A 24503-nucleotide genomic window follows, 5' to 3' on the forward strand; every position below is an offset into this window, starting at 1 on the left:
CAATTGGGGATGATCCGTTTCAATTAAGAAACGGATCTTTTGATTTGAAAATAAAGGTGCGAGGAACCCATAGTGTTGTCTATGAACAATGATAGTCACGGGATTCGTCTCATCCTAATCAGTGAATCTTCTCGAATATTAATTACGCATTTTTCATTAGATGTATGATAAACAATTGCTCCCGGCTTAGCCTGAAAGAATAATCGATTCGCCTCTTCATCAGGGACTGAGCGAATTGGGGCAACTTCATCAATGATTTTCTTGTTACCCTCCCGATGAGCGTGAAGAATCGAAATCAGTACAAACTGATTCGGAAATAATTTTCGAACTTCTGTCCACTTCATGGTCATCACTCCCGCCTGAAAAATAGATCAGAAAGAACTTCATTTCACCGATCACAATGAACCTATCCCATGATAACTTTCTGAAGCTCGATACCAAACGTACATTCGTCTCAGTTAATTATATCAGATAATCATTTGGCAGAAAAGAGAATTGATCAGTCAAACTTTTCATCTGTGCTGCTGCCAACCTCGGTATCACCATCCGTTGCTGCTATCAAGCCCTAAGAGCTATACCTTTGTCGTAAGTTCCTGATACAGAGACATTGGCACTTCATGATGCAACGTAATCTCGGTCGTGATTGGTTTATCGCCATAATAAGACGTGACATCGCCCTTTCCAAGATAGACGTAAGGCTCAGTAGTGTTATCAATCACCTTAAATTTCCGAACAAATAGATAGAGATTAATTCCATACTCTTGATTATGAATCAGCCTCTGTCCTTGTTTCGTCTCTTGTCGGGTCGGATGCGGCGTTTCCCATTGAAAGACTTTTGGATTAATAAATTTATCTTTATATTTAAGGCTTTCCTTCAGGTCCGCACCCTTGTTCAAATCAACAAACAAATAATAGTCATTTCCATTAGGAATCGTTGAACCACGGAAAGCACTCAACTTTTTTTGGAAATTAATCAGTGGCCCCAGATCCCTTGTCGTATAGTGTTCATACAGTTTCAGGAACGGTACGCCATAATTTTTTGTGTCAAATTGCCGGCTATATCTATAAAGCCCGTAATTCAACACGTCCAGAATATAGGATTTCTGTTGTTCATTCGCACAGATCTCCCCATAAATTTGCGTTCGATTCAACTGATGATGTTTCCGGTCATAGAAACATAGTTTCAGATCGCGGTCGATTTGCGCATGATCGTCATAGGTCTGATTTAAGCGTTCAAAAGCGTGGAACAACGTCTCCTTGGTAACGGAATCTATGATTTTCAGGAGTTCGTTTTCTGCCTCATCCCACGAGACCCGTTCATGCGTGACCAAATAGCGTAGAATGATAAATTCATGCGGCCGCTTAATCGGTAAAAATGCTGAGAGCTGTGGCAGTAACTTACAAAACGGCTCCGTCTTAGCTAACCGTTTCAGCCCCTCAGTTTTTTCCACTGCGGCTAAAAATGCCAGATAACTCTTTTTATTATCAATGAACTTCACAGGATTCGGCGCGCTTTCAAATTTTACATAGTCCATCAAATAATAAGGAATGTCACGTTTTGTTGCTCTAACATATTCCTTTTTGAACTCGAGATACTCTTCCTTTAAATATTTCATGGACCGAAAATTTTCCATATCCAGCTGCCTGATGATCTGCTGCTGCGAAATCTTGTCCATCTGGATATGCGTTGCACCAGGTAAGTCAGGGAAGCCTCTCTTTACCGCGACTTTCAAACCTTCCTTATCGTAGAACCGTTTGCCGCTCAACGCTATGGCTATAAGGAATGTCTTGCTATGATTGCCAATAAAATCGAGCACCGTTAAAAAGGATTGTCCTTCGTATTTTCGCAAGCCGCGTCCAAGCTGTTGCATGAAGATGATCGGTGAGTTCGTCGGGCGCAACATCAAAACTAAATTTACGGACGGAATATCCACACCCTCATTGAAAATATCAACCGTAAAAATGACTTGCAGCAGATCGTCATCATCCTCAAGTCTGCGAATCATTTCTTGGCGCTTTGCCTGCTTGTCGTCCCCAGTCAAGCAGGCACTGACAATGCCGCGTTTATTGAACTCATCAGCCATATACTGAGCATGGTCCTTGGTCACGCAATATCCCAGACATTTACACTTTTCTCCGTCATAGCTGTAGAAATTCATTTTGTCGATAATAAAATCGACGCGTTCATTCACTTTGAGTCGCTTTGCAACTTCAGCGACATCATCAATGGAGACATCGGAAAGATCCACACCGTCCACATCTGTGATGCCGAAGTAATGGAAAGGCAGCACCAGATCTTCTTCTAATGCTTCATTGAGTCGAACTTCAAGCGCAATATTGTTATCAAATAATCCGAAGATGTCGCCACGGTCACAGCGCTCAGGAGTAGCCGTCATTCCGAGTAAAAATTTCGGTTCAAAATAACCCAATACGCGTGTATAGGTTGAAGCTGTTGCATGGTGCGCCTCGTCGATAATGATATAATCGAAATAATTGGTCGTGAACTCGTCATAATGATCCTTAATGGTTTGGATGGTTGTGAAAATATAGTTTTTCCCTTGGTAGTCTTTGCTACTACCCGTGAACATGCCCATTTGATTACTATGGCCAAGTAAGCGAATAAACGTCTCTTTTGCTTTTGTCAGAATTTCTTCTCGATGTACAATGAATAGCATTGTCTTGGGTTGAACCTTTTGCACATCAAACGCTGACATGTACGTTTTTCCTGTACCAGTCGCAGAAATAACGAGCGCTCGCATTTCGCCATGTGCTCTTAACCGCTCAAGACTATCAATTGCCTGCTGCTGCATCTTATTCGGCACAATGCGCTGCATCTCAGCATTGCCATAGCTGCTGAAGGACGGCTCACGAGCAACCGCCACCTGTGCCCTTAATGCTTCAATAAACTTCTCGTATTTCTGCAAGAACAGATCATCTGCAACGGTGCACTGCGCCCACAGCTCTTTGTATTCCTTAATGGCTTTTTCCAGAAATGGGTTCTGTCTCGTGGACACTGTCGACACATTCCACTCAACATTGCTCTTCAAAGCACTTTGCGTAATATTCGAAGATCCGATCATAACCGTATATGTATCTTTATTCTTGAAAATATAAACCTTGCTGTGGAAACCTCTTACTTTATCAGTCTCAAAAACTCTTAAGTCGATATTATTGAAGGCTTTAATCTTCTTGAGTGCTTTAGGTTCTGTAAAATTCAAATAAGTGGATGTCATGATCTTCCCTTGGACACCACGATCACGTAGCTCTTTCAAGTTATCAAGCAGTAGCTGCAATCCGCTATAATTAATAAAGGCAACACTAAAGTAGAACTCTTCGCAGGTCGAAAACGCCTGCTGCAGTTCATATAAAAAGGTTTGTCCGTTTGAGTTGGTGATGAGTTTTGGTGTCATTGACTATTTTCCTTACAACCATTATACTGTCTTGGCAACATTATACCAGGAAATAGACATAAAATTGACTGCATTGTATAATGTAATTAAATGGTTAAGTATTGTGCTCTTTGGCATACACTAATAAAAGCCATCAGTGCTGCTAACACTGATGGCAAGCATGACAACGTCCGCATTGAGCGGACAGCAGTGCATGATAAGTAAATCAATATTGATGAAAAATGATCCACTTTAGCCACTGCTATGGCATATGAGGCGGATCATTTTCTTTCTTTGAACGACAGTATAGCTATAATAAGTCCCGCAAAAGAAATTGCGAGCATTAGTGCTTGATACACTGTCATGGACAGCACCTCCAATCTTGGAGGTGTCACTGCCGTCCGCTCATATGCCTTATTGCCATAACTAGAGTATACCTGATAAGATCGTGCGTTCGCAATATGATCTATTGATTTAGTCACAATAAATCAAATGAACGGATATCTGCTCACAGTAAAGACCTAGCATTGTCCGCTTGTATTTTAAACCATTTTACCAAGCGCTATTATCGTTTGTGAGTTTCTCCAGTTAACCCCTTAATTCTCTCCAACACTTCTTTATTTTGTGATGTGTTAAATAGGTCCACCATTGCATGGCTGACTTCGTCAGTATTGCCCCATTGGTTAATCGTTGTATGTTTGGAGTAAAGACGTGTATATTTTGCCTCTTGTTTTTTAGCACTTACTCTGACTTTCTGTCCTTGCTCCTCCAGATGTTCTATTAATTCAATTCTTTTCGTTGCCTCAATTGGCCCAAGTTCAAGCACTAGAAGTAATTCTTGGTCATTCAATTCAAACCAGTAAAGAAACGGTCCATTATGCCACCACCATTTTTCACGTGTTTCTCCAAAAACCTCCTCCACCTCATTAAAAAGTGGTAATAAGAATGACGTATGCTTTCCAGTAATTCGATAGCTGTCTCTATTAATGTTTTCAGTTTCACAAAATTTCTTGAACGCTTGACCAAATAATTCTTCATTAGAAAAGTGGTTTTCAGAAATGTCGATCACTGATTGTTTCATTTGCTGAAGTTCAATAATTGGTTTATGTTCAAGCACATTTTGTACAGTTGCGACTAATGATTGGAAAGCTGCTGATTCATAAAGTTCAGTCATTCCGGCAACTAACTCATTCTTGTCAAACCAGTTATTTATATCTGTTAAGTCCGTGTACAATTTTGAAAATTTCCGTGAAGGTTCCATTGCGGATTCACGAATCGTGACCTGTCTCTTCTTAAGATCGGTCAGAAACTTAATTCTCGTATCTGGGTCGATCGGGCCTAACTCCGTTGTTATTTTTAATCGCCCATCCGTGTTTTCCTCAAACCAGCAAACAAGTCCTTTTCCGAGCCAATAATTAGACAATGGAACACCTAATTGATCAATTTTTTTATGCCATTTTGATGGAATGAAAGATGGTAAACGAAAATGAGGGTTAAAAAGTTGATCCAAATGAATCTTTCTCGTGAATACTTTAAATGCTTCACCAAGGATGTTTTGTCCAACATTATGTACGAATTCAATGGTATCCGCGTACTTGTCATAAAAGTCTCTTAGTGGGTTAGGTGTGAAATTCCAATCGGTGAGACGTAAATCTGCAGATTGTCCTTGTTCAAATGCAAGTTGAATGATCTCCTGGTTTTCCCGATAGATCAAATGGGCAAGTTCATAGTCATTTTGGTCTGTATGTAGCTCATCCTGTAGAATCGCTAAATAATCATTAATGAAGTGAAAGACATCTGCAGGTAAGCGCGAGCCAAAAAGATTGAGATGGGATTCAAGAATCATGCGTACGTCGTTATAACTCATTGAATAATAGTGTGAATTGGATGGTGTCGAACCCGATAATGTTAAATAGATTGGGATAATACAATAGGTTTCATCAAACTTACTTTTTACAAATGCCAAATAATCTTTAAGTTGATTCTCTGATTCTGATGAGTAATATTTGTTTTCTATCAGTACCACAAGTTTTGCTTTCTCGGAAACTGCTAAGAGGTCGATAAACCTTCCATTATCAATTCTCACTTCTCGAAAGACTTTTGCATCTAGAAATGAGTCCTTTCTTTGGAACAATTGGTTAAGATGTTTTTCTTTTGAATCATGATCCGGCTCTATATTTAAAAAGATAGATGTAAGGATCTTTTGTAAAAAATAGTCACTCATTGTGTGGTTTGCATTAGGATCCATTAACCAGGCAAGTACATTTGAATGTCGGATCTCAAACTTATCAACTTTCAACACTTTAAAGGCATTAAACTTGGATCGTTTCTGATGCAATCGTTGAAATTCTTGGTTGTTTTCTAAATCAATCATTTTTCTTAAGCGTCGATTTTCCATTTTCTTTCTCCTATGCCGCCTTCATCACAATCGCTGCTGCCGCTACGCGTAGTGTCTCCTAGAACTTTCTATTTATTATATCCATTAATTGTATAGCTGCTCACTTATTAATTCACGATACAATTTTGTTTTTCATCCCTCACCAGCTTCTTTTTCTATGTATCTGCATTTTGGAAATCCGGAGCAACCCCAGAAGTGGTCGCCGATGTGCTTGCCGCGCTTCGCTTCACGTCTGGTCATTGGTTTTCCGCATCTCGGGCAGATTTTTTCAGGTGCAGCGGTCACGGATTCGTCAACGACGACTCGGTTTTCGATCTGATCAGTTTCTTCTCCCAGAATAGCAGAACTCTGAATTGTATCTTTTGACGTTGAGTCTTCCGACTGCTCTGGTGGGTTTGTGACTTCTTGCGTTGCTGCAGTCTCGCTAGCCGCGTTGCTATTCTCCAATTCGTTTCTTATGGATGTCTCCTTCAACGATTTCTTTTTCTTAGGGTATCTCGCTTGAATGTTTTCTATATGCGTTTGTTTCACTTCTTCACTCACCTGCGAGTAGGGAACTAGCTTCTGATAGATTGCTTCAATTTCATCAGCCGTTAAAATTGCACCTGTCTGGCTGATTATGCGTTTCACATGATTTAGTACACGGTGTCGGTTCATAACTTGAGCACTGCCTTGATCTAATGTAATTTTCTTTAGTTCGCAGCGATCACTGAAAAGAATAAGGGAATGATAAACGATGTGTGGATAATCTGAGAGGCATTGCTTCAGGTATTTCATATGTGACGCATTTTGCATGATTGGATTGTAAAAGTGGTTTTTGATACTCCTTCGTCCTGCGCGTAAGGACTGAGTCCATGTCCGCTGACTTTCGGTGCCGAAAATCCAGCCGCTGTAATTTTTCGATTCGAACACGTAAATTCCACTTTTGTGAATCAGCAGCACATCGAGTTCGGTGGTTTTGCCATCATCCTTAGGCAGGTAAACATTGAAGAGGAAGCGCCCTTGCCTTTCGATTGGACGCAGCTGTTTATAGGTCAAATATTCTCCATGGCTGCCAACAGATCGGAGGGTTTTCAGATAAGGGCGGTGTGTCATTCGGTAGTATTGTGTATTCTTATACCTTATATTTTGATAGGTATAAATGATGAAGAATGATGCGGCAATCACCGTTACAATTGCTAAGGTAATCAGTGCATAATACAGATACAATTGAGTCATTAGGTCACCTCTTGATCATTTGGATTATTCTTATTATTATAACTTACATATCTAATTAAGGGTAAAAAGTTTTGTGATAAAGGTTTTACTTTTCTTCTCATGTCCATACATAAAATGTATAATACGAGTAATGTCATCAGTGCTGCTAACACTGATGGCGTGTATGGCAACATCCGCATTGAGCGGACAGTAGTGCGTAAGTGAATTTATTACACTGAAAATTGATCCACTTCAGCCACTGCGATGGCATATGAGGCGGATCATTTTCTTTCTATAAATGACAGTATTGCTATAAAAATGGACCCACATCCTCGTTTATGATGAGACCTCCCCCACTTATTCATCCATTGTTCACTCTATTTGATAAAGTACGACATATTTCCCGAGAAATAATTTGCAATTTACACCGTGTATAATGATCACTAAGTTCATCAGATTCTTTTGGGTCGCTATTCTGGCCGCGGCAGTCTACATGATGTTTACGAATCACTTCGCTAAGCAGAGACCGCGTGATTGGAAAGCCGCATTGGGTATCGCTTTGTATGCAGTACTTTGGTTTCCGTATTGGCTGCTGTTTGTTCTGATCGCCTATCTAACCTTGCACTGAATTTTTGATCCGCTGCGTTAGGCTATTCACGAATTGTTTTTTCTTGTCTATTTTCGAAATCCCTTGTAGAACAGCTCGCAGGTGTCGATCAGATAACCGAGAGCGATGAGCAAGACCATTCTGCCGGTCACGATCTCCCAGATCGTTTTTATTGTCTGATAATCATCACCATCTCCAGACACAATTCCTGCATGGACCATGTCGCTCAAAAAGTTCGGATTCCACAGTGCCGGATTTGTAAAGATAGCTGCGATTATAGCGAAGGACACGACATTGATCACGAAAAGATAAGCAGCCAGTTTCTTAGTCCAGCATCTGGTCACCAGCTTCAGACACTCCTTCAGGATACCTATACTAACCAACGCGAAAACGAGTGGAAGCATTGCCCGAATTGTTTCATCATTGAAAATTGGAACCTGCGTGATGCGGCCGTCTGCCAAATGATAAATCCCAATCAGATGGGACGAATAAACGAATAGAACCATCAACAGAATCGAAAAAACAATGCCGATGATTGACTCGCTACGTTTGATTTCTTTCTTTGAATCGGGAATATCCGGCAAACTCTTCGGACTCCAGTTCTTCTTTTTCCCCCCAGCACGGCCACTGTTATCTCGTTGTGAAAACTCATAGAGTGCAAAGATGATCGTGACGATCGCAAATCCATTCATCCCTGAAGAAACGCCGGAAATCAAAGCATCGACAAACTCTTTTAATAGATTGGTCGGAGAGACAAGAACTTGAATGGCGAATGTGACGCCAACCGCGATTTCCGTAACTGCGAGAACGATTTTGAGCACCGTCCAGTAAGTGTCAAATGCATCAGGACCGATTAGAAAGCGATTATATCCTCGGTATTGTTCAGCGAGCTTATTTGGATCGCCAAGTTCTGTCAAAATCACCTCAATGTCTTCCGAGGTTGCCTCTCTCCCATAGGCACGCCGGTCAAGCATATCCTCAATCAGGCTGCGCACCTCTTTTTCACTATCCGCTCTTTGCTTCAAGGGAATTCTTCGGATCAGCGCATAAATATATCGATCAATTAGTCCCATTTACTGTTCCTCCTGATCTGCAAGCAAATTGTTCATGCTCTTAACCATCTTCCGCCATTCCTTGCACAAACGTACGTACACGTTCTCACCCGTTTTGCTGATTTGGTAATATTTACGAGGTCGTGTTTCGCGTGTATCCCAGTGACTCTCTAGAAGTCCTTGCTTTTCCAACCTACGCAATAACGGATAAAGCGTATTCGCATCGACAGAAACACCTTTTTCTTCAAGTACCTTCACAAGGGAGTAGCCATATTGCGGCCCATAAAGCTGGCTCAGCGCGCTGAGCACGATTGTGCCACGTCTCAATTCCTGCGTTAAGCTGTCTATGAGTTCATTTTCTTCAGCCATTTCATCAACTCCACAGCATTAATATACTGTGTATCACACACTATTGTCAATTTTATTTATCATTCTAAGCACTTTAACTACTTAATTAAGCCTTTTTGCTTTAATTTTGTATGTGTACGTTCTAATATTAATTACGAAAAGGCTTTCAACTATTGATACAGTGGAGGGATTTAGTCTTGAAACAAATCGCAATTGGACCTGAAAAGAAATTAGGGTCGGCAGTTGTTCAAGGATGTATGCGCATTTCGGACATGTCTGAGGAAGCGGTGGATCGGCTAATCAAAACCGATTTAGAAAATGGCGTTACCTTTTTTGATCACGCGGATGTCTATAGTGACGGTGCATGTGAGGCCCTGTTTGGTAAAGTGCTTGCAAAACAGCCCGGCTTGCGTGATAAAATCACATTGCAGACAAAATGCGGCATTGTGCGCGGCAACGGCGAACATAATAAAGCATTTGATTTTTCGAAAGAACATTTGCTTGAAACAGTCAACGCAAGCTTGACACGTTTGCAGACGGATCATGTGGATTATCTGCTGCTGCACCGTCCGGACGCTTTGGTTGAACCTGAAGAAGTGGCCGCTGCATTTGATCAGCTGCATTCCGAGGGCAAGGTGCTTCACTTTGGTGTCAGCAATCAGAATCCGTTCCAGATCGAACTTCTGAAAAAGTCAGTGCAGCAGCCCTTGGAAATCAATCAGCTCCAGCTCAGCATCAAGTTTACCGGAATGATTGATGCAGGAATCAATGTAAACATGACTGTCGACGGCGCATCAGATCGTGACGGCAGCATTCTTGACTATTGCCGTCTGAACGATGTAACGATTCAGGCATGGTCGCCATTCCAATATGGATTTTTCGAAGGGGTTTTCCTAGATAACCCGAAGTTTCCTGAATTAAACAAGAAAATTGATGAAATTGCGGCGAAATACGGAGTCAGCAATAACGCAATTGCTGTCGCGTGGATCCTTCGTCATCCGGCTGAGATGCAGGTCATTCTCGGTACAACAAACGTGAGCCGAATTGCTAAATCTGCTAAAGGTGCGGACGTTACGCTCACCCGTGAGGAATGGTACGATATTTACCAGGCGGCGGGCAACAAACTGCCGTAATAAAATTTTGATGGCCGAGCATTGTGCCCGGCCTTTTTTAATTGGAACTTTTTCTTAAACAGATCAATCCACCCTTCGAACGATCATCACCCACTTCACCTGTCACGCTACGCCTCAGATGAATGAATCCCTTAATGGTTTAATCCTTTCTTTATGAGTGACAGAAATCGGAATAGTTCAAGTGTAAGCATCAGACCACTCACCCAAACCGCTCCAAAAACATAGCCCGCCAGCAGATCACTCGGAGTAATACGGAAAATGCTGACTGCGCTGACGGAATAAGCCAGCAAGATGAAAAGGAGCACAACTAATTCGATCATGCTGATCAGATAATTCTTTTGATGGCGCACCAGCATCATCAAAAAATAGCCAATTATTATAAGAACCATCATCGATCGCTCATTCGGAAAATCCGCACTTGTATAGCTGCCGGTCAGCATAAAACGAAAGAGCCAGCGAACGCCGTTTGAAAAAAGAAAGCCCCCGGTCAGAGTCAGGCCAAGAAACAGCAGCTCAAGCCATTTGTCTCTGTTATTAACAAGGATCGTACCGATTGTAAAAATCAGAATAATACTTAATACAGTCCATGAAGACAAGGCTGATATATGCTGCATCGTGGACCATAACCGAGAATCGGCGACAAAGGAGATAACCGCTCTGGAGATCTTATCGAACGGCGTGAATTCATTGCTAATGAAATTTTGAATCATTCCCACCATCAAAGTAATAAAAGAAATAAATGCGGCCAGAATCAAAAAAATAAATAATTTGATTTTCAAAAAACTTCGATACCGCTTAAAAGTCGCCTGAAAAAGCAGGAAAAGTGACTCCTTGATATACCTTCGATTCGCTTTGATCACAAGGGAACACAGCAAAACAATACCGAAGAAAATACTGGCCAGTACCAGCCATTTTTGAATTTCTCCTTGATACTTATCCCACTGCGGACCCAATACATAACCGAGTGATAGAAATGTGCCTGTCCAGAGAAAGACGCCACTATAAGCAAAGAGGCAGAATGATCGAAACGGAAGACGAATCACTCCGGAAATAATGCTTGCAATATGCCTGATACCGGGTATGAAAAAAGAAAAGACTAAAAGCACCTTTCCATATTTTCCATACCATTTTGAAATTCGCTCCATTTTCTCCGGTCCCATATGAATATAGCTACCGAACTTGCGAAAAAATGGAACACCAAGCGTATAACCGATCCAGTAAGAGAGTGTCGCTCCTAGAATTCCACCGGACCCTGCCGATAACAAAGAAAGAATCAGATTCATCTTCCCGTGAAAGGACAAGATGCCGACATAACTCAAGAGGGCTTCATTGGGAATCGGGATACAAATCAATTCAAGCATTAACGCGCAAAAGAGTGTGAGGTACCCATATTCATTCAGTAATTGACTTAAAACACTCATTCATGTTTCCTCCGCACAGCAAAAAAACTATTTTCATTAAAATAGTATTCGACCCAACTTATCGTTACAGTACCTTTTGCAGCCAAAAAAATCCACTCTCCAATGAGAATGCACCATCATTAATCACTAAATAAGATTCAGAACCGCAAAAGCAGCGATAAGCAGCAAAATGACAAGCATGCAGACCGTATCTTTTATTTTCCAAATCAACCGGCGAAAGGAAGAACGCGGCAACTCGGATCGATACCCGCGCACGTCCATTACATTGGCCAGCTCCTCGCCGCGATTGAGCGAGCTTGAAAAAAGCGGCAGAAAAATGGGCACCAACGCTTTCATCTGATGAAAAAGCGAACCCTCGCCAAAAACCGCTCCTCGCGCTTTTTGAGCATCCATAATGCGCTGCATCTCATCGAGCAAATTCGGGATAAAACGCAGGGCAATCGACAGCATCATTGACAATTCGTCGACCGGAACCCGCAAAATACGCAGCGGCCGCATCAAAAAGGTCAAGCCATCTGTAAGTTCCATTGGTTTTGTTGTTAAAGTCACAGCCGTTGTGACGACTATAATCGTCACGAAACGCGAGAAGATAAACAGTGCGTTAGCCAATCCATATTCTGAAATTTTTATTGGGCCCCAGTTGAAATAGATGGTTCCGCCGGCGGTAAATAAAATCTGAAGAAACACGGTGAACAAGATCAGCCAAATTAATGGACGAACACCGCGAAAAAAGGCACGAAAACCAACTCTCGTTGTACTCATGACGAAAAAGGTGAAGAGCCAAAGCAAAAATAGACCCTGACTATTCTTTGCCAAAAAAGATATGAAAATGAAAGCAATTCCGGAGATCAATTTGGCACGTGGATCCAATCTGTGGATGAGTGAATCACCCGGGAAATAGCGTCCGAGAATTAACTTGTTCATACGCGTCCCACCTCAATCAGTGCATCCGCAAGTTCATCTTCAGTCAGACAGACGCGTGGCAAGCGCGTACCTGAACGCACCTCGAATTCCAGTTGGAAACGTCTGGCATCCGGAACATCAAGCTGCCATTTTTCCAGGCGTTCCGTATCCTCGAATAATTTGCGCATTGAATCGTGAAAAACAGCTCTTCCTTTTTCCATCACCACCACATCATCCGCATAGCGTGCCACGCTTTCCATATCATGGGTGACCATAAGAATGGTTAATCCGTTCTGCTTGTTCCATTGCTTGAGAAGTGAGAGCAGCTCCTCTTTTCCTGTCGGATCTAAGCCGGCAGTTGGTTCATCTAACGCAAGCACCTCAGGCTCCAGGGCTAAGACACCGGCAATCGCGACTCTCCTTTTTTGACCACCCGACAATGAGAACGGTGATCGGTAAAGTATGGATTCATCCAGGCCGACTTGAGCGATCACTTTTTCTGCCAATGCATGTACGTTACGGGGATGCGCGCCGAAATTCAAGGGTCCGAAGCTGATGTCTTGTTCCACGGTTTCAGCGAACAGCTGGGACTCAGGAAATTGAAACACCAACCCGACACGTTTCCGAACCGCCTTCAGTAAACGTTTGCTCGATTTGCCGTCGATGGTGATGTCTCCGATTTCCGCTTGTCCTGACTGAGGGAGCAAAAGTCCGTTCAACACCTTTAGCAGGCTGGATTTACCTGCTCCGGTCGGGCCAACCACTGCTGTAAATGTGCCGGGTTGCAAGGACATACTCACTTCCCGCAGCACCCGAGGGCTTCGCACCGGACCAATCTGATAGTCTGCCGTCACGTGATCCAATCTTAGTCGCATAGCCATTGAACCATTTCACTTTCCGTCCGATAGGATTCCGGCGCCCTGCGGCCTTTTTTCAGCAACAGCCGCCGCAAACGCTCGCTGAAAGGTGCCGCGAGTTCCGTCTCTTCGCTGAAAATATGAGCAGGGGTATCGCTTCTTGCGACATGTCCTTGTTTTAAAACAAGGATTCGATCACTCGCTGCTGCCTCGTTCATATCATGCGTGATCGAGAGAATAGTCAAATCTCGTTCTGTCTTCAACCGCTTCAATGTTGCGAGCAGCTCGCGTCTGCTTCGCGGATCAAGCATGACAAAGGCTTCATCCAAAATCAGCAAATCAGGACGCAATGCGAGCACGCCGGCGATGGCTACGCGCTGCTTCTGCCCACCGGACAATTGCGTCGGATCGGCGGTCCGGTAATTCAGCATGCCGACCGTTTCCAAAGCTTCTGTCACGCGCAATCGCATCTGGTCAGCGGGTACATTCAGATTCTCCAATCCAAATGCGACATCGTCCTGAACCGTCGCACCGATGAACTGATTGTCCGGATTTTGAAAGACAATACCAGCGCTACGCCGAATGGTCCACTTGGACTCTTCATCAAGCGCCACGCCGTTAATGCGGATTGTCCCTTGACTCGGCTGGATCAGCCCGATCAACAGCGCTGCTAAAGTAGACTTGCCGGCGCCGTTGTTGCCAATGACAGACAGCCACTTACCTTTTTCCGCCTTGAACGATACTGATGAAAGTGCATCTGTTTGTTCACGACGATCATATCTGAATGTTACATTTTCAACGTCAATCATCAGATCCTTCATTGGACTCAACCTCTCTTTACAGGAAAACAGCGACCATAAGCAATAACGCGAACGTTCCATTCACTAGAATCAAGTTTTTCACTGCAACAACGAATGTTTTCGATTTAACCTGCACCTGATTGAACTGTTTGACCTGTTTGTACACAGGAATAATTGCGAGCAATGCAAGCAGCATAATCAAAGGAAGAATTCCAAGAATAACAGCAGCAATGATTGCGGCAAAGGTTGCAGCATAGAGACCGTTAAACAGCCAAATCGCATACTTTTTGCCGATATAGTATGGTAAGGTAAACCGATGATTCTTGATGTCATCGTCAAGATCACATATATTATTTGCAAGCATGATATTCGCGATCGTAAAAATACAAGGGAATGAAACCAATACAATTTCGAAGAGCAGAAGAATATCCGCGTGAAGTGTAATCATTCGCCCTTCCCATATAATATTCGCGATTCCCTGATTATACGCGTTAACATAGACGGTCAGAAACAAAATACCGAACCCCATCGTGACTCCTGAAAAGATTTCACCAATCGGCATTCTGGAGAACGGAATCGGACCAAAGGAATATAAGATGCCAATGGCAAAGCATACCATTCCAATCAGCAAAACAATGAGATCGGTTCGTACCACAAGTACCAAACCTAATCCTGTCGCTAAAACCAGCAGACTGATGATCGTGAAAATAACACGTCTTTCCGGAATGTTCGCCTGTCCGACAATATTCTCTTTTCTGCGGTATTCGTCATTGGTTGCCTTTCTGTAATCCATATAATTATTAATCGCCGTCGCCGTCATATCGAAAAGCAGCATGGAACTAAAGAAAATCAATGTATTGATTGGATTCAATTGATGGAAGCGGTACGAAACAAACAAGCAGCCGACGAGAAAAGGGAAGAGACTGGCCAGTTTGGTTTGAATCTCAACAAGCTTAAGAAATGCGCGCAGAGACATCTTTTTCACTCCTTTGTTCTTCATCTACTCATTGTTATGGGCGGTATCGCTTTTGCACTCGGACTCACATTCCGGGTATAAATCATTTATCCAAACCCAACGTTCGTCATTTGACCAGATTAAATGTTTTATCTGTCAGCAAGAATTTATTTTTCAGATTCGGTGTTACATAGACTTCCTTATCCCGTGTGACAAACACTGCCTTGATCCCCCACTTCTTGGCATACGCCAGTCCGCCTTTAACCCCTTCGGCAAACAGGACGGTGGAAAGTGCGTCGCCATCGGTTGATGCATCCGTAATCACAGAAACGCCGGCAATGTCATTAGTAAACGGATAGCCGTCGGCAGGATTGAGCAGGTGATGATAAATTTTCCCGTGGACTTTGATAAAACGTTCATAGATTCCTGATGTAACAATTGATTGATTGGATTCTTTAATTTTTCCGACAATTTCTCCACGCGGTGAGTAAGGGTTCTGAATCCCCACCGTCCACTTTTCTCCGGAAGCATTGTTTCCCATTACAAAAATATTACCGCCTAGATCCACAATTGCTGACTGAACATGATAGTTCTTAAGTACCGTGACTGCTTCATCAGTGATAAAACCCTTGGCAATCGCTCCGAGATCAAGGCGCATGCCTTTGTCCTTGAGAAAAATGGTTTGTTTTTGATCGCTCAGAATCATTCGTTTATAGCCAATCAGTGGAAGTACGTGATCAATTTCGCTTTGCGCCGGTTTACGGGCATCAGAAAAACCGATATGCCATAATTTCGTCAATGGCCCGATGGTCAGATCGAAGCTCCCATGGGAACGCCCACTGTACTTTTTGCCAATCTTAACCATGCGATAGATGTCTTTAGAAACCTTTACCGGCTTAATTCCCGCTTGGTCATTCACCTCATCAATCTCAGACCGGTCATTTTTGTCCTCTACGGTTGTTGCATGCGCCAGTTCTTCAATTCGTTTGAACACCGGCTTAAGTACATGAGCCTTTCCCTTATCGTAAATCTTCACAGTCACAACCGTTCCCATTAGGAATTCCGTCCTGCTGTAGGGATTGCTGAGAAGCTCTACTTTTTTTGTTTGCGCCTTATTGCTGCATCCCGTCGCAATCAGCAAGGACATGATTAAAAAAAAACAATGCCTGTTTTCTTCATCGGTCTCATTCCTTCCACGTCGATCATAGTTAATTAGTGTAAAAGACTTTAGAGCTATTCTGCGCTCTAAAGTCTTTTATGGCAATAATGTAACCGTTCTTATTTTTCTTGGAATACAAGATTGTCGACTTCAATCGGTGCTGTGTCGCCTTTCTGAGCGGCGTTAATCAGCTGCGCCGCATAGACACGGAACGAATGGCTGGAGTGTGTCGCACCAGACACGACATCTACTTCTTCAGCGTTTTGTTTGTCGATCAAAGCTTTACTAAGCGCTGGAATATATTCTTTCGGACCTGTGCCGGATTTTGCTTTCATCGCTTTTTCGTAGCCGGCGTCATTCGTTTTCAGTTTGCCGTCTTTATTCTTGAAGTTATAATCAACTTTTGTAATCTTCCCATCCTTAACTGTCATGTTGATGAATGCTTTCCAACCCGTGGTCGCCAAGTTCTTTTCTGCTAATTTGTACACGCCGTCTTTTAATTTCGCCTGTGCGTCCACTTCAATTGGCGTCGTATCGCCTTTTTGCGCGGCTTGGATTAATTGCTGCGCATAGTTAATGAAGTGATCAGATGACTCTGTCGCACCGGAAACAACTTCTACCTGCTGCGCATCTTGGCTGGCAACAAGCGCTTTATTTAGTTGTGGAATGTATTCTTTAGGACCAACTCCGGATTTCGCTTTCATTGCTTTTTCGTAGCCCGCGTCCTCCGACTTCAGCTTCCCATCCTTATTGACATAATTGTAATCAGATTTCGTAATTTTACCGTCTTTAACTGTAATCGACATAGTCGCTTTCCAGCCGTGACTATCAAGCTCCTTTTCTTTCAATGAATAAGTGCCATCCTTTAAAGGTGCTCCTGCAATCAATTTGGATGTGGCGGGTTCACTCGATCCGGAAGCCTTTTTCTCTGTGTTTGATTTGGTAGCGTTTTCATTTGAGCCGCACGCAGCTAACATCATGATGATTAAAAGACCTAACGGCAACAGTAGTTTTTTAATACTCATAATCAACATTTACCCCCTTAATATGACAAATTGTGAATTTCATCACATTCCTTACTCACTTATAATACCATCACATTGGATAAATGGCTATACCCTTTTTGTGAACGCTTTCAAATTTTTAAAATGTTCGTCAAGTCTCAGTTGTAGACACATAGATATCCAGAGAGTAAAATTAATTTAGGCAATTGTTCTTTTTTTCACAAATCATTTCTCATTTTTATGATAGCGCTTTAATAAAGTTTTGCGGAAGGGGAAGATAGTATGAGCAATAAGAGCATTATTGTTATTGGTGCCGGATACGCAGGCGTTCACGCGGCAAAAAAATTAGCTAAAAAGTTTAAGAAAGATACGTCGGTCACCATTACATTGATTGATCAGCATTCATACCATACAATGATGACCGAGCTTCATGAAGTCGCCGCACACCGTGTCGAGCCTGAAGCGATCAAATTTGACCTACGTAAACTATTTAAGCATTCAAAAGTCAACCTTGTTACTGATCACGTCACACAAGTTGATCATGAAAAAAAGACAGTCACAACAGAGCGCGGCACGTACGCCTATGACTATTTGATTTTGGGCATGGGCGGCGAACCGAACGATTTCGGAACACCTGGTGTTCGTGAACACGGCTTTACACTGATGTCTTGGGAAGACGCGGTAAAGCTGCGTGAGCATATTGAACAGATCGTTCGTAAAGCAGCAACGGAACATGATGCAGAAAAACGCCGGGCAATGCTGAACTTCGCCATCTGCGGCTCCGGTTTTACTGGAGTCGAAATGATTGGCGAGCTGATTGAATGGAAAGCTCGATTGGCAAAGATTAATAAACTCGATGAAAAGGATATTTCTTTGTATTTAGTGGAAGCGGTACCAACGATTTTAAATATGCTTGATCGAAAAGATGCCGGCAAAGCAGAAAAATACATGCGTAAAAAAGGCGTCCAAATCTTAACCAGTTCCCCGATTGTTGACGTAAAAGCAGACCGCATCATTCTGAAATCAGGCGAAGAAGTTCCAACACACACCCTGATTTGGACTGCCGGAGTAAAAGCAAATACGCAAGCAAGCAGCTTCGGCATGAAATCAGCGCGTGCCGGTCGCCTGACGGTCAACAAGTATATGGAAGCTGAGGGCTTTGATCATGTATACGTTGTCGGCGACCTCGCCTATTTTGAAGATGGCGGAAAGCCGACGCCTCAAATTGTTGAAGCGGCCGAACAAACGGCAGGAACTGCAGTGAAAAACATCATAGCAGATATAAACGGTGGAGAAAAAGCAGCGTTCAAAGGCAATTATCACGGCGTGATGGTGTCTATTGGCGCTCGGTACGGAGTCGCTCATTTAGGAAGTCTGCACTTAAGCGGCTTCTTCGCTAATTTCATGAAGCACATGGTGAACCTGTACTACTTCTTTGGCATTCGCAGTGCGCATTATATGTTCCACTACATCATGCATGAATTTTTTCAAACGAAAGATAAACGGAACATTTTCCGCAACCTGTCTACTCGGTACGGTAATGTCCTTTGGAGCCTTCCATTGCGCGTGTTTGTCGGCGGATTCTGGCTCGTCGAAGCGTTCGCAAAGCTATGGGGCGAGAGCACTTGGAACAAAGCAACATCAAGCTGGTCGAATGTGCATCTCTTGTTTAACGGACTAGGCAAGGACTCCTGGCTGACCGGATCAGCTGTGAAGATGCCATTTGAATGGCTGCAAACCGCGACGACAGGTGCAAGTCAGGCAGCCGGAAGCGGCGCGGGTGACACGGCAACTCAATGGGCGACACCGATTTTCAGTAAAATGCCGTTCTGGTTTGAATGGATCATGAAGCTCATGCTCCCGAACGCCGACATGGCGATATTCATGCAGCGAACCATGGTATTTGTTGAACTCGCAATCGGGCTCGCTATTCTTGCCGGCCTATTTACTTGGATCAGCAGCGGCGCGAGCGCAGGATTTCTCGTCGTATTTACCTTGAGCGCAATGCTCGGATGGGATAAATTATGGGCACTCCCCGCTTCGATCGCTTTGATGAACGGATCAGGACGAAGCGTCGGGTTAGATTACTGGGTCGTTCCATTTCTTCAAAAGACACTCAGCCGCTGGTGGTACGGCAAGGAGCAGGCGATCTATAACGATGCTGAGGAAAACAGCAGTCCTGCGCTGACACGTGCATCGGAAAACAAAAATCTAAATCAATAAATCTTTTTAAAGAGGGGAACTAAGTGATGAGCAGCTACTTTAAAATGATCAAGCGCTGGGATATTATTATTGTGGCATTGCTTATTCTTATCTCTTTTCTTCCCTTTGCGATTTTCAGCGCTGTACAGGCGAAAACCACAACTAGTGATGTAAAAAATCGTGTGGCAACTGTTACCTTGGACAACAAGCAAATTAGAAAAATAAAGCTTACGGGCAACACACGCACCTTCCAATTCACCGTGCACAGCGGTGACGGTGATGAAAATGTGATTGAAGTTCGAAAGAATCAAATTCGAATTAAAAGCGCAAATTGTCCCGATCAAAACTGCGTGCTGGTTGGGTATATCTCCAAGCCCGGAGAAACAATTGTCTGCCTGCCGCACCATTTAGTTATTGAGGTTAAGAGTGATACGGAGGCAACTCAGGATATTATTGTAAGTTCATAAGACGGCAGAAGGATTTGATAGCGAATGACCAAGAATCAGCTGAATGCTTATATCGCGCTGCTTGCCGCTCAAGCGGTGATCATCAGCCTATTTGAAAACGCGATTCCCTTTCCTTTTGCCGTAGCGCCGGGCGCAAAGCTTGGGCTCGCTAATATAATCACGTGCATGGCGCTTTACACACTTTCAACAAAGGATACAGTAAAAGTGGTCACGATCCGTTTAATCCTCGCAACCTTGCTCGGCGGCACAATCTCAACATTTATGTACAGCGCTGCCGGCATTGTCCTGAGCTTTTTAGGAATGTGGCTGGTCAAAAAATTAGGCCCTGAGCGTGTCAGCCTTATTGGCGTGAGCGCGACTGGAGCCATTTTGCATAACGTCGGACAACTTATTGTCGCGAGCTGGGTCGCGCAAACGTGGTCGGTACTTTTGTATCTGCCGGTACTCTCTTTTGCCGGTATTCTGGCTGGAATTGCTATCGGCATCGTGGCTAATTACTTGCTGAATCATGTAGAGAAACTGCAACGTTATCGCTATTTGCGTGAAACAAATGAGTAGGTGCATGGGTGGTGACTATGATGGGTGTACACAGAATGTGGGATGCGTATCCGGGGCTTAAAGAAGAGCTTTCGGATGTTCTCCAATTAATCGACTCCTATATTCGCGTACGGGATGCGGAAATAGAGAACAGAATTAAGGAAATGATTCGATCGGGAGGCAAAATGCTTCGTCCGGCGTATTTACTCTTATGCGCGCATATCGGACCGGATCCGGATCGGGACCGTCCGAAAGCGGTGGCCGCCGCGCTCGAATGCCTGCACATGGCAACGCTCGTCCATGATGACGTCATTGATAAGGCGGACGCGCGCCATGGACAAACGACGTTGCATAAGGATTATGGCAACAGGCTCGCTATTTACACAGGAGACTATCTGCTCACCTTGGCTTTTTCCATTCTCTCCAAGTATGCCGATTCCGCTCCTCGCGTTAATTTTTACGGGTTTGAAGCAGATAAAATTCTGGCCGGCGAACTGGAACAATTGCATGGACAATATCAAGAAAAAGTCTCAGTCAAACGCTACCTCTCGCAAATTTCCGGAAAAACGGCGCAGCTTTTCGCGATCAGCTGCTACTCCGGCGCGCTGGCGAGCAGGGCTGATCAAAAAGTTGCCATGCACGCGTGGCGAATGGGCCATTACACGGGCATGGCGTTCCAAATTGTCGATGATCTATTAGACTATCAAGGCACGCGTAAGACTTTGGGAAAGCCAGTCATGAGCGACATCCGGCAAGGCGTCTACACGCTCCCACTGATTTACGCGATCAAAGCCGACCCTAGTGCGCTCCGTCCACTTTTGAAAAAACGTGGCAATCTAAGCGACGGTGACTTAGCCGCGATCTTTGACTGTATTCAGAAACACGACGGAATCTCTCAATCAGTCAATCTCGCACGCATGTACACACAAAAAGCGCTCAAAGAACTGAGCTTACTACCAGACGGCGTGTACAAAACAACCCTTGAAAGGCTGACAAAGTCGCTGTTAGACCGGAAAATGTAAGGTCAGGATAACCTTCAACGTTGTGATCAATGCTCGTATTCGCGTTATAATAGAGACATTGATCTGGGACGAGGCCACTGATAAAGTCCATTATTTTCATAGGGCAGTTGAATGTTTGATCAATCAAACATTCAACTGCCCTTTTCCTTTATAATGGAACTATCAACGTATGTAGGTGGTAGCTCAATGATCTCTAATCAAGGAACGCTCATTCTCAGTCCCTATGCAGCAATCTATGACCTCGTGGTTCCAAAAGATAATATGCTTCGTCAAATCAATGAACTCGTCGATTTTTCGTTCATCTACGATGAATTAAAAACAAAATATTGCCTTGATAATGGTCGCAAGGCGATTTCTCCGATTCGAATGTTCAAATATTTATTATTAAAAACGATTCATGACTTATCAGATAGCGATTTAGTCGAACGTTCTCGATACGATATGTCGTTTAAATATTTCCTCAATATGGCACCTGAGGAGGAAGTCATTGATCCAAGTTGTTTAACCAAATTTCGAAGACAACGTCTTCAAGATGTTAACTTATTAGACATGCTTATTGGGAAAACTGTTGCGATTGCGCTGGAGAAAGGAATTATTAAAAGTAAAACCTTGATTGTCGACGCCACCCATACAAAAGCGCGTTATAACCAAAAATCACCGATCGAATTTTTACAAGAAAAAGCTAAAAATGTTCGAAAAGCAGTTTATCAAATAAATGGATCAATGAAAGAGAACTTCCCGCAAAAAAATACATCTAACGAAGTAAATGATGAATTAAATTATTGTCATCAACTCATTTCTGTCATTGAACAAGAACCACAAATCACTGCGATTCCTGCTGTTAAAGAAAAGTTAAATGTACTAAAAGAGAGCGTCGATGATTTTAAAGAACATATGAATCATTCGGTTGATCCTGATGCACGGATTGGCCACAAAACAAAAGATTCTTCTTTCTTCGGTTATAAAACACATCTTGCGATGAGTGATGAACGTATTATTACAGCGGCTACGATTACAACGGGAGAAAAGAATGATGGCAAGCAACTCGAAACGTTAATTAACAAGAGTGTTCAAGCAGGAATGGATGTCAAAACAATCATAGGTGATGCCGCCTACTCCGAAAAAAGCAATATTAGCTATACTCAAGAAAACGAGATGGAATTGGTCTCAAAATTGAACCCCATGGTGACCCAAGGAAACCGAAAAAAAGAAGATGAATTTCAATTTAATAAAGATGCCGGTATGTATGTGTGCAAGGCTGGACACATGGCCATTCGGAAAGCGAGACAAGGGAAAAAAGGTGTGGGAAAGAATCAAGTAGACACTTATTATTTTGACATCACTAAATGTCACCATTGTCCTTTTCGAGAGGGGTGCTATAAAGAAGGAGCAAAGAGCAAGACCTATTCGATCAGTATTAAATCCGATGAACATTCGAAACAAATGGAATTTCAGAAAACCGACTACTTTAAAGAAAAAGCAAAAGAACGTTATAAAATAGAAGCTAAAAACAGTGAATTAAAACACAGACACGGGTATGATACAGCATCATCGGCGGGTTTGTTTGGCATGGAAATTCAAGGGGCAACGGCGATATTCGCAGTTAATCTCAAGCGAATTTTGAAGCTCCTAAGCGAAAAAGAATAAAAAAGAACAGGAAAAATGGCCGCTTATCATCAAAAAAACAGATGATAAGCGGCCATTTTTGTCAGCATTAACTACCTACCGTAGAAAAACGTAAGTTTTTCAGTGACCTCATCTGGGACTGGAGGTTTTTTTATGAATAAAATTACGCTCACGCTTGGCGACATTACACAGGTGAACGTCGATGCCATTGTCAACGCGGCAAACACCTCCCTGCTTGGCGGCGGAGGCGTGGATGGTGCGATTCATCGTGCCGCGGGTCCCCAACTTTTGGCTGAGTGTCGAACGCTGAACGGCTGCCGCACCGGCGAAGCAAAGATAACCAAAGGCTACCGTTTACCAGCCAAGTACGTCATCCATACGCCCGGTCCCATTTGGCAAGGCGGCAATCATCACGAGCGGGAATTATTGCGCAACAGTTATATGAACAGTCTTAAGCTTGCGGAGACATATAGATGCCAAATCGTGGCGTTCCCATCGATCAGCACAGGCGTCTACCATTTTCCACTTGACCAAGCAGCGCCACTTGCGATTCGAGTGATTCAGGATTTCTTACGAAGCGCTAAAGTCGTGGAACAGGTTCAAATGGTATGCTTTGACGATGGAACGAAACGCGCTTATGACCACGCATTATCCGAACTGAATGAGTCATGAGCAGATCTAATCCGTGTTCCAGCGAACCCAGTGTGGCTAGCGTTGAATTTTGAAGCACTGCTCGATTAAAGTCCATTTAATATAATTGCACAAAAAAAGGCCAACGCACCAACATCAATCTGAGGACGGCACTGCCGTCCTTTCATATGCCTCATCTGTATCGTTTCAATAAAGTTTTTACTGCGCAGTGAAGACGGACTGCACAGTAAAAATGCATGAGTAAAAGAGACCAATTTTGCATTGTTCAAGCAAAAATATCAGCGCTCAGGCGAAATTATCAGCGTTCAGACAAATAAATCAGTGTTCAGACAAATAAATCAGCGTTCAAGCAAAAGTATCAGCGTTCAGACAAAAGTATCAGCGTTCAGACAAAAGTATCAGCGTTCAGACAAAAGTATCAGCGTTCAGGCAAATGAATCAGCGCTCAAGCAAAAGAATCAGCGTTCAAGCAAAAGAATCAGCGTTCAGGCGAAATTATCAGCGTTCAGACAAAAGAATCAGCGTTCAAGCAAAAGAATCAGCGTTCAGAGAAAAAAATCAGCGTTCAGAGAAAAAAATCACGTTCAGGCAAATTTATCAGCGTTCAGAGAAAAAAATCAGCGTTCAGGAAAATGAATCAGCGTTCAGGAAAATGAATCAGCGTTCAGGCAAAAGAATCAGCGCTCAGGCAAAAGTATCAGCGTTCAGAGAAAAGAATCAGCGTTCAAGCAAAAGTATCAGCGTTCAGAGAAAAGAATCAGCGTTCAAGCAAAAG

Annotated in this window: 23 protein-coding genes; 9 read left to right on the forward strand and 14 right to left on the reverse strand. The window is 43.2% G+C overall.

Features of this window, described 5'->3' with window-relative positions:
- Positions 1 to 95 precede the first annotated feature (95 nt).
- The 5 genes from BM003_RS03995 to BM003_RS04010 all read right to left on the reverse strand — a co-directional run bounded on the left by BM003_RS03995 (position 96) and on the right by BM003_RS04010 (position 7005).
- Positions 96 to 344: a hypothetical protein gene (locus BM003_RS03995; RefSeq protein WP_093670346.1), complete on the reverse strand. Its 249-nt coding sequence runs from the start codon at positions 342 to 344 to the stop codon at positions 96 to 98.
- A gap of 228 nt (positions 345 to 572) precedes the next feature.
- Entirely contained in the window at positions 573 to 3410 is a 2838-nt protein-coding gene (locus BM003_RS04000) for a DEAD/DEAH box helicase (protein ID WP_093670348.1), read from the reverse strand.
- A 260-nt stretch (positions 3411 to 3670) separates the two neighbouring features.
- Positions 3671 to 3754, reverse strand: coding sequence for a putative holin-like toxin (locus tag BM003_RS18195; protein ID WP_353958626.1), 84 nt, complete (start codon positions 3752 to 3754; stop codon positions 3671 to 3673).
- A gap of 200 nt (positions 3755 to 3954) precedes the next feature.
- Positions 3955 to 5763, reverse strand: coding sequence for a PDDEXK-like family protein (locus BM003_RS04005; protein WP_177184635.1), 1809 nt, complete (start codon positions 5761 to 5763; stop codon positions 3955 to 3957).
- A 156-nt stretch (positions 5764 to 5919) separates the two neighbouring features.
- Positions 5920 to 7005 carry an NERD domain-containing protein gene (locus BM003_RS04010; RefSeq protein WP_093670352.1) on the reverse strand — a complete coding sequence of 362 codons (1086 nt, stop codon included), beginning with the start codon at positions 7003 to 7005 and terminating at the stop codon, positions 5920 to 5922.
- 475 nt (positions 7006 to 7480) lie between these two features.
- Here BM003_RS04010 and BM003_RS18055 point away from each other — a divergent pair, with 475 nt between their 5' ends.
- Complete coding sequence (locus tag BM003_RS18055; protein WP_281242861.1) at positions 7481 to 7612, forward strand: hypothetical protein; 132 nt, start codon at positions 7481 to 7483, stop codon at positions 7610 to 7612.
- A 47-nt stretch (positions 7613 to 7659) separates the two neighbouring features.
- On the opposite strand, the gene BM003_RS04015 is transcribed toward BM003_RS18055, so the two are convergent.
- A complete protein-coding gene (locus tag BM003_RS04015) occupies positions 7660 to 8664 on the reverse strand; it encodes a hypothetical protein (RefSeq protein ID WP_093670354.1) in 1005 nt (334 codons plus the stop codon).
- Positions 8665 to 9012: a PadR family transcriptional regulator gene (locus BM003_RS04020; protein WP_143128427.1), complete on the reverse strand. Its 348-nt coding sequence runs from the start codon at positions 9010 to 9012 to the stop codon at positions 8665 to 8667. It lies immediately after the preceding gene.
- A 176-nt stretch (positions 9013 to 9188) separates the two neighbouring features.
- On the opposite strand from BM003_RS04020, the gene BM003_RS04025 reads away from it, so the two are divergent.
- Entirely contained in the window at positions 9189 to 10124 is a 936-nt protein-coding gene (locus tag BM003_RS04025; protein ID WP_093670356.1) for an aldo/keto reductase, read from the forward strand.
- 131 nt (positions 10125 to 10255) lie between these two features.
- On the opposite strand, the gene BM003_RS04030 is transcribed toward BM003_RS04025, so the two are convergent.
- The 7 genes from BM003_RS04030 to pplA form a co-directional block, all read right to left on the reverse strand.
- Complete coding sequence (locus BM003_RS04030; protein WP_093670358.1) at positions 10256 to 11545, reverse strand: VTT domain-containing protein; 1290 nt, start codon at positions 11543 to 11545, stop codon at positions 10256 to 10258.
- A gap of 126 nt (positions 11546 to 11671) precedes the next feature.
- Positions 11672 to 12469 (reverse strand): energy-coupling factor transporter transmembrane component T family protein, encoded by a 798-nt coding sequence (locus tag BM003_RS04035; RefSeq protein ID WP_093670360.1) that lies wholly within the window; start codon positions 12467 to 12469, stop codon positions 11672 to 11674.
- Positions 12466 to 13329, reverse strand: a complete 864-nt coding sequence (locus BM003_RS04040; protein ID WP_342742011.1) for an energy-coupling factor transporter ATPase — start codon at positions 13327 to 13329, stop codon at positions 12466 to 12468. Before BM003_RS04040 ends, BM003_RS04035 begins: the two co-directional genes overlap by 4 nt.
- Positions 13314 to 14126, reverse strand: coding sequence for an energy-coupling factor transporter ATPase (locus tag BM003_RS04045; protein ID WP_093670362.1), 813 nt, complete (start codon positions 14124 to 14126; stop codon positions 13314 to 13316). The genes BM003_RS04040 and BM003_RS04045 overlap by 16 nt, the downstream gene beginning before the upstream one ends.
- Before the next feature lie 16 nt (positions 14127 to 14142).
- A complete protein-coding gene (gene menA / locus BM003_RS04050; protein WP_093670364.1) occupies positions 14143 to 15081 on the reverse strand; it encodes a 1,4-dihydroxy-2-naphthoate polyprenyltransferase in 939 nt (312 codons plus the stop codon).
- Between the two features lie 106 nt (positions 15082 to 15187).
- Positions 15188 to 16207, reverse strand: a complete 1020-nt coding sequence (locus BM003_RS04055) for an FAD:protein FMN transferase (RefSeq protein ID WP_093670366.1) — start codon at positions 16205 to 16207, stop codon at positions 15188 to 15190.
- Positions 16208 to 16338: 131 nt separating this feature from the next.
- Entirely contained in the window at positions 16339 to 17244 is a 906-nt protein-coding gene (pplA, locus tag BM003_RS04060; protein WP_093670368.1) for an extracellular electron transfer flavoprotein PplA, read from the reverse strand.
- 261 nt (positions 17245 to 17505) lie between these two features.
- On the opposite strand from pplA, the gene BM003_RS04065 reads away from it, so the two are divergent.
- From BM003_RS04065 to BM003_RS04095, 7 genes are all read left to right on the forward strand, one after another.
- Positions 17506 to 19446: an NAD(P)/FAD-dependent oxidoreductase gene (locus BM003_RS04065; RefSeq protein WP_093670370.1), complete on the forward strand. Its 1941-nt coding sequence runs from the start codon at positions 17506 to 17508 to the stop codon at positions 19444 to 19446.
- A 26-nt stretch (positions 19447 to 19472) separates the two neighbouring features.
- Positions 19473 to 19892, forward strand: coding sequence for a NusG domain II-containing protein (locus BM003_RS04070; RefSeq protein WP_093670579.1), 420 nt, complete (start codon positions 19473 to 19475; stop codon positions 19890 to 19892).
- A 24-nt stretch (positions 19893 to 19916) separates the two neighbouring features.
- Complete coding sequence (locus tag BM003_RS04075) at positions 19917 to 20450, forward strand: Gx transporter family protein (RefSeq protein ID WP_093670372.1); 534 nt, start codon at positions 19917 to 19919, stop codon at positions 20448 to 20450.
- Between the two features lie 20 nt (positions 20451 to 20470).
- Complete coding sequence (locus tag BM003_RS04080; RefSeq protein ID WP_093670374.1) at positions 20471 to 21451, forward strand: polyprenyl synthetase family protein; 981 nt, start codon at positions 20471 to 20473, stop codon at positions 21449 to 21451.
- Positions 21452 to 21637: 186 nt separating this feature from the next.
- A complete protein-coding gene (locus BM003_RS04085) occupies positions 21638 to 23098 on the forward strand; it encodes an IS1182 family transposase (RefSeq protein ID WP_093670376.1) in 1461 nt (486 codons plus the stop codon).
- Between the two features lie 132 nt (positions 23099 to 23230).
- Entirely contained in the window at positions 23231 to 23749 is a 519-nt protein-coding gene (locus tag BM003_RS04090) for an O-acetyl-ADP-ribose deacetylase (protein ID WP_093670378.1), read from the forward strand.
- A gap of 240 nt (positions 23750 to 23989) precedes the next feature.
- On the forward strand, positions 23990 to 24364 hold the full coding sequence (locus BM003_RS04095; RefSeq protein ID WP_093670380.1) for a hypothetical protein: 375 nt from the start codon (positions 23990 to 23992) through the stop codon (positions 24362 to 24364).
- The last annotated feature ends 139 nt before the right edge of the window (positions 24365 to 24503 follow it).

Source organism: Sporolactobacillus nakayamae (assembly GCF_900113325.1).
Taxonomy (GTDB): domain Bacteria; phylum Bacillota; class Bacilli; order Bacillales; family Sporolactobacillaceae; genus Sporolactobacillus; species Sporolactobacillus nakayamae.

Bases quoted from the DNA above. Each gene is read 5' to 3' on its own strand.
- BM003_RS04040 (WP_342742011.1), bottom strand. From the start codon at position 13,329: ATGGCTATGCGACTAAGATTGGATCACGTGACGGCAGACTATCAGATT.
- BM003_RS04085 (WP_093670376.1), top strand. From the start codon at position 21,638: ATGATCTCTAATCAAGGAACGCTCATTCTCAGTCCCTATGCAGCAATC.
- BM003_RS04090 (WP_093670378.1), top strand. From the start codon at position 23,231: ATGAATAAAATTACGCTCACGCTTGGCGACATTACACAGGTGAACGTC.
- BM003_RS04070 (WP_093670579.1), top strand. From the start codon at position 19,473: ATGAGCAGCTACTTTAAAATGATCAAGCGCTGGGATATTATTATTGTG.
- BM003_RS04020 (WP_143128427.1), bottom strand. From the start codon at position 9,012: ATGGCTGAAGAAAATGAACTCATAGACAGCTTAACGCAGGAATTGAGA.
- BM003_RS04015 (WP_093670354.1), bottom strand. From the start codon at position 8,664: ATGGGACTAATTGATCGATATATTTATGCGCTGATCCGAAGAATTCCC.
- BM003_RS04055 (WP_093670366.1), bottom strand. From the start codon at position 16,207: ATGTCCTTGCTGATTGCGACGGGATGCAGCAATAAGGCGCAAACAAAA.
- menA (WP_093670364.1), bottom strand. From the start codon at position 15,081: ATGTCTCTGCGCGCATTTCTTAAGCTTGTTGAGATTCAAACCAAACTG.
- BM003_RS04035 (WP_093670360.1), bottom strand. From the start codon at position 12,469: ATGAACAAGTTAATTCTCGGACGCTATTTCCCGGGTGATTCACTCATC.
- pplA (WP_093670368.1), bottom strand. From the start codon at position 17,244: ATGAGTATTAAAAAACTACTGTTGCCGTTAGGTCTTTTAATCATCATG.
- BM003_RS04080 (WP_093670374.1), top strand. From the start codon at position 20,471: ATGGGTGTACACAGAATGTGGGATGCGTATCCGGGGCTTAAAGAAGAG.
- BM003_RS03995 (WP_093670346.1), bottom strand. From the start codon at position 344: ATGAAGTGGACAGAAGTTCGAAAATTATTTCCGAATCAGTTTGTACTG.
- BM003_RS04065 (WP_093670370.1), top strand. From the start codon at position 17,506: ATGAGCAATAAGAGCATTATTGTTATTGGTGCCGGATACGCAGGCGTT.
- BM003_RS04075 (WP_093670372.1), top strand. From the start codon at position 19,917: ATGACCAAGAATCAGCTGAATGCTTATATCGCGCTGCTTGCCGCTCAA.
- BM003_RS18195 (WP_353958626.1), bottom strand. From the start codon at position 3,754: ATGACAGTGTATCAAGCACTAATGCTCGCAATTTCTTTTGCGGGACTT.
- BM003_RS04030 (WP_093670358.1), bottom strand. From the start codon at position 11,545: ATGAGTGTTTTAAGTCAATTACTGAATGAATATGGGTACCTCACACTC.
- BM003_RS04000 (WP_093670348.1), bottom strand. From the start codon at position 3,410: ATGACACCAAAACTCATCACCAACTCAAACGGACAAACCTTTTTATAT.
- BM003_RS04005 (WP_177184635.1), bottom strand. From the start codon at position 5,763: ATGATTGATTTAGAAAACAACCAAGAATTTCAACGATTGCATCAGAAA.
- BM003_RS18055 (WP_281242861.1), top strand. From the start codon at position 7,481: ATGTTTACGAATCACTTCGCTAAGCAGAGACCGCGTGATTGGAAAGCC.
- BM003_RS04010 (WP_093670352.1), bottom strand. From the start codon at position 7,005: ATGACTCAATTGTATCTGTATTATGCACTGATTACCTTAGCAATTGTA.
- BM003_RS04045 (WP_093670362.1), bottom strand. From the start codon at position 14,126: ATGAAGGATCTGATGATTGACGTTGAAAATGTAACATTCAGATATGAT.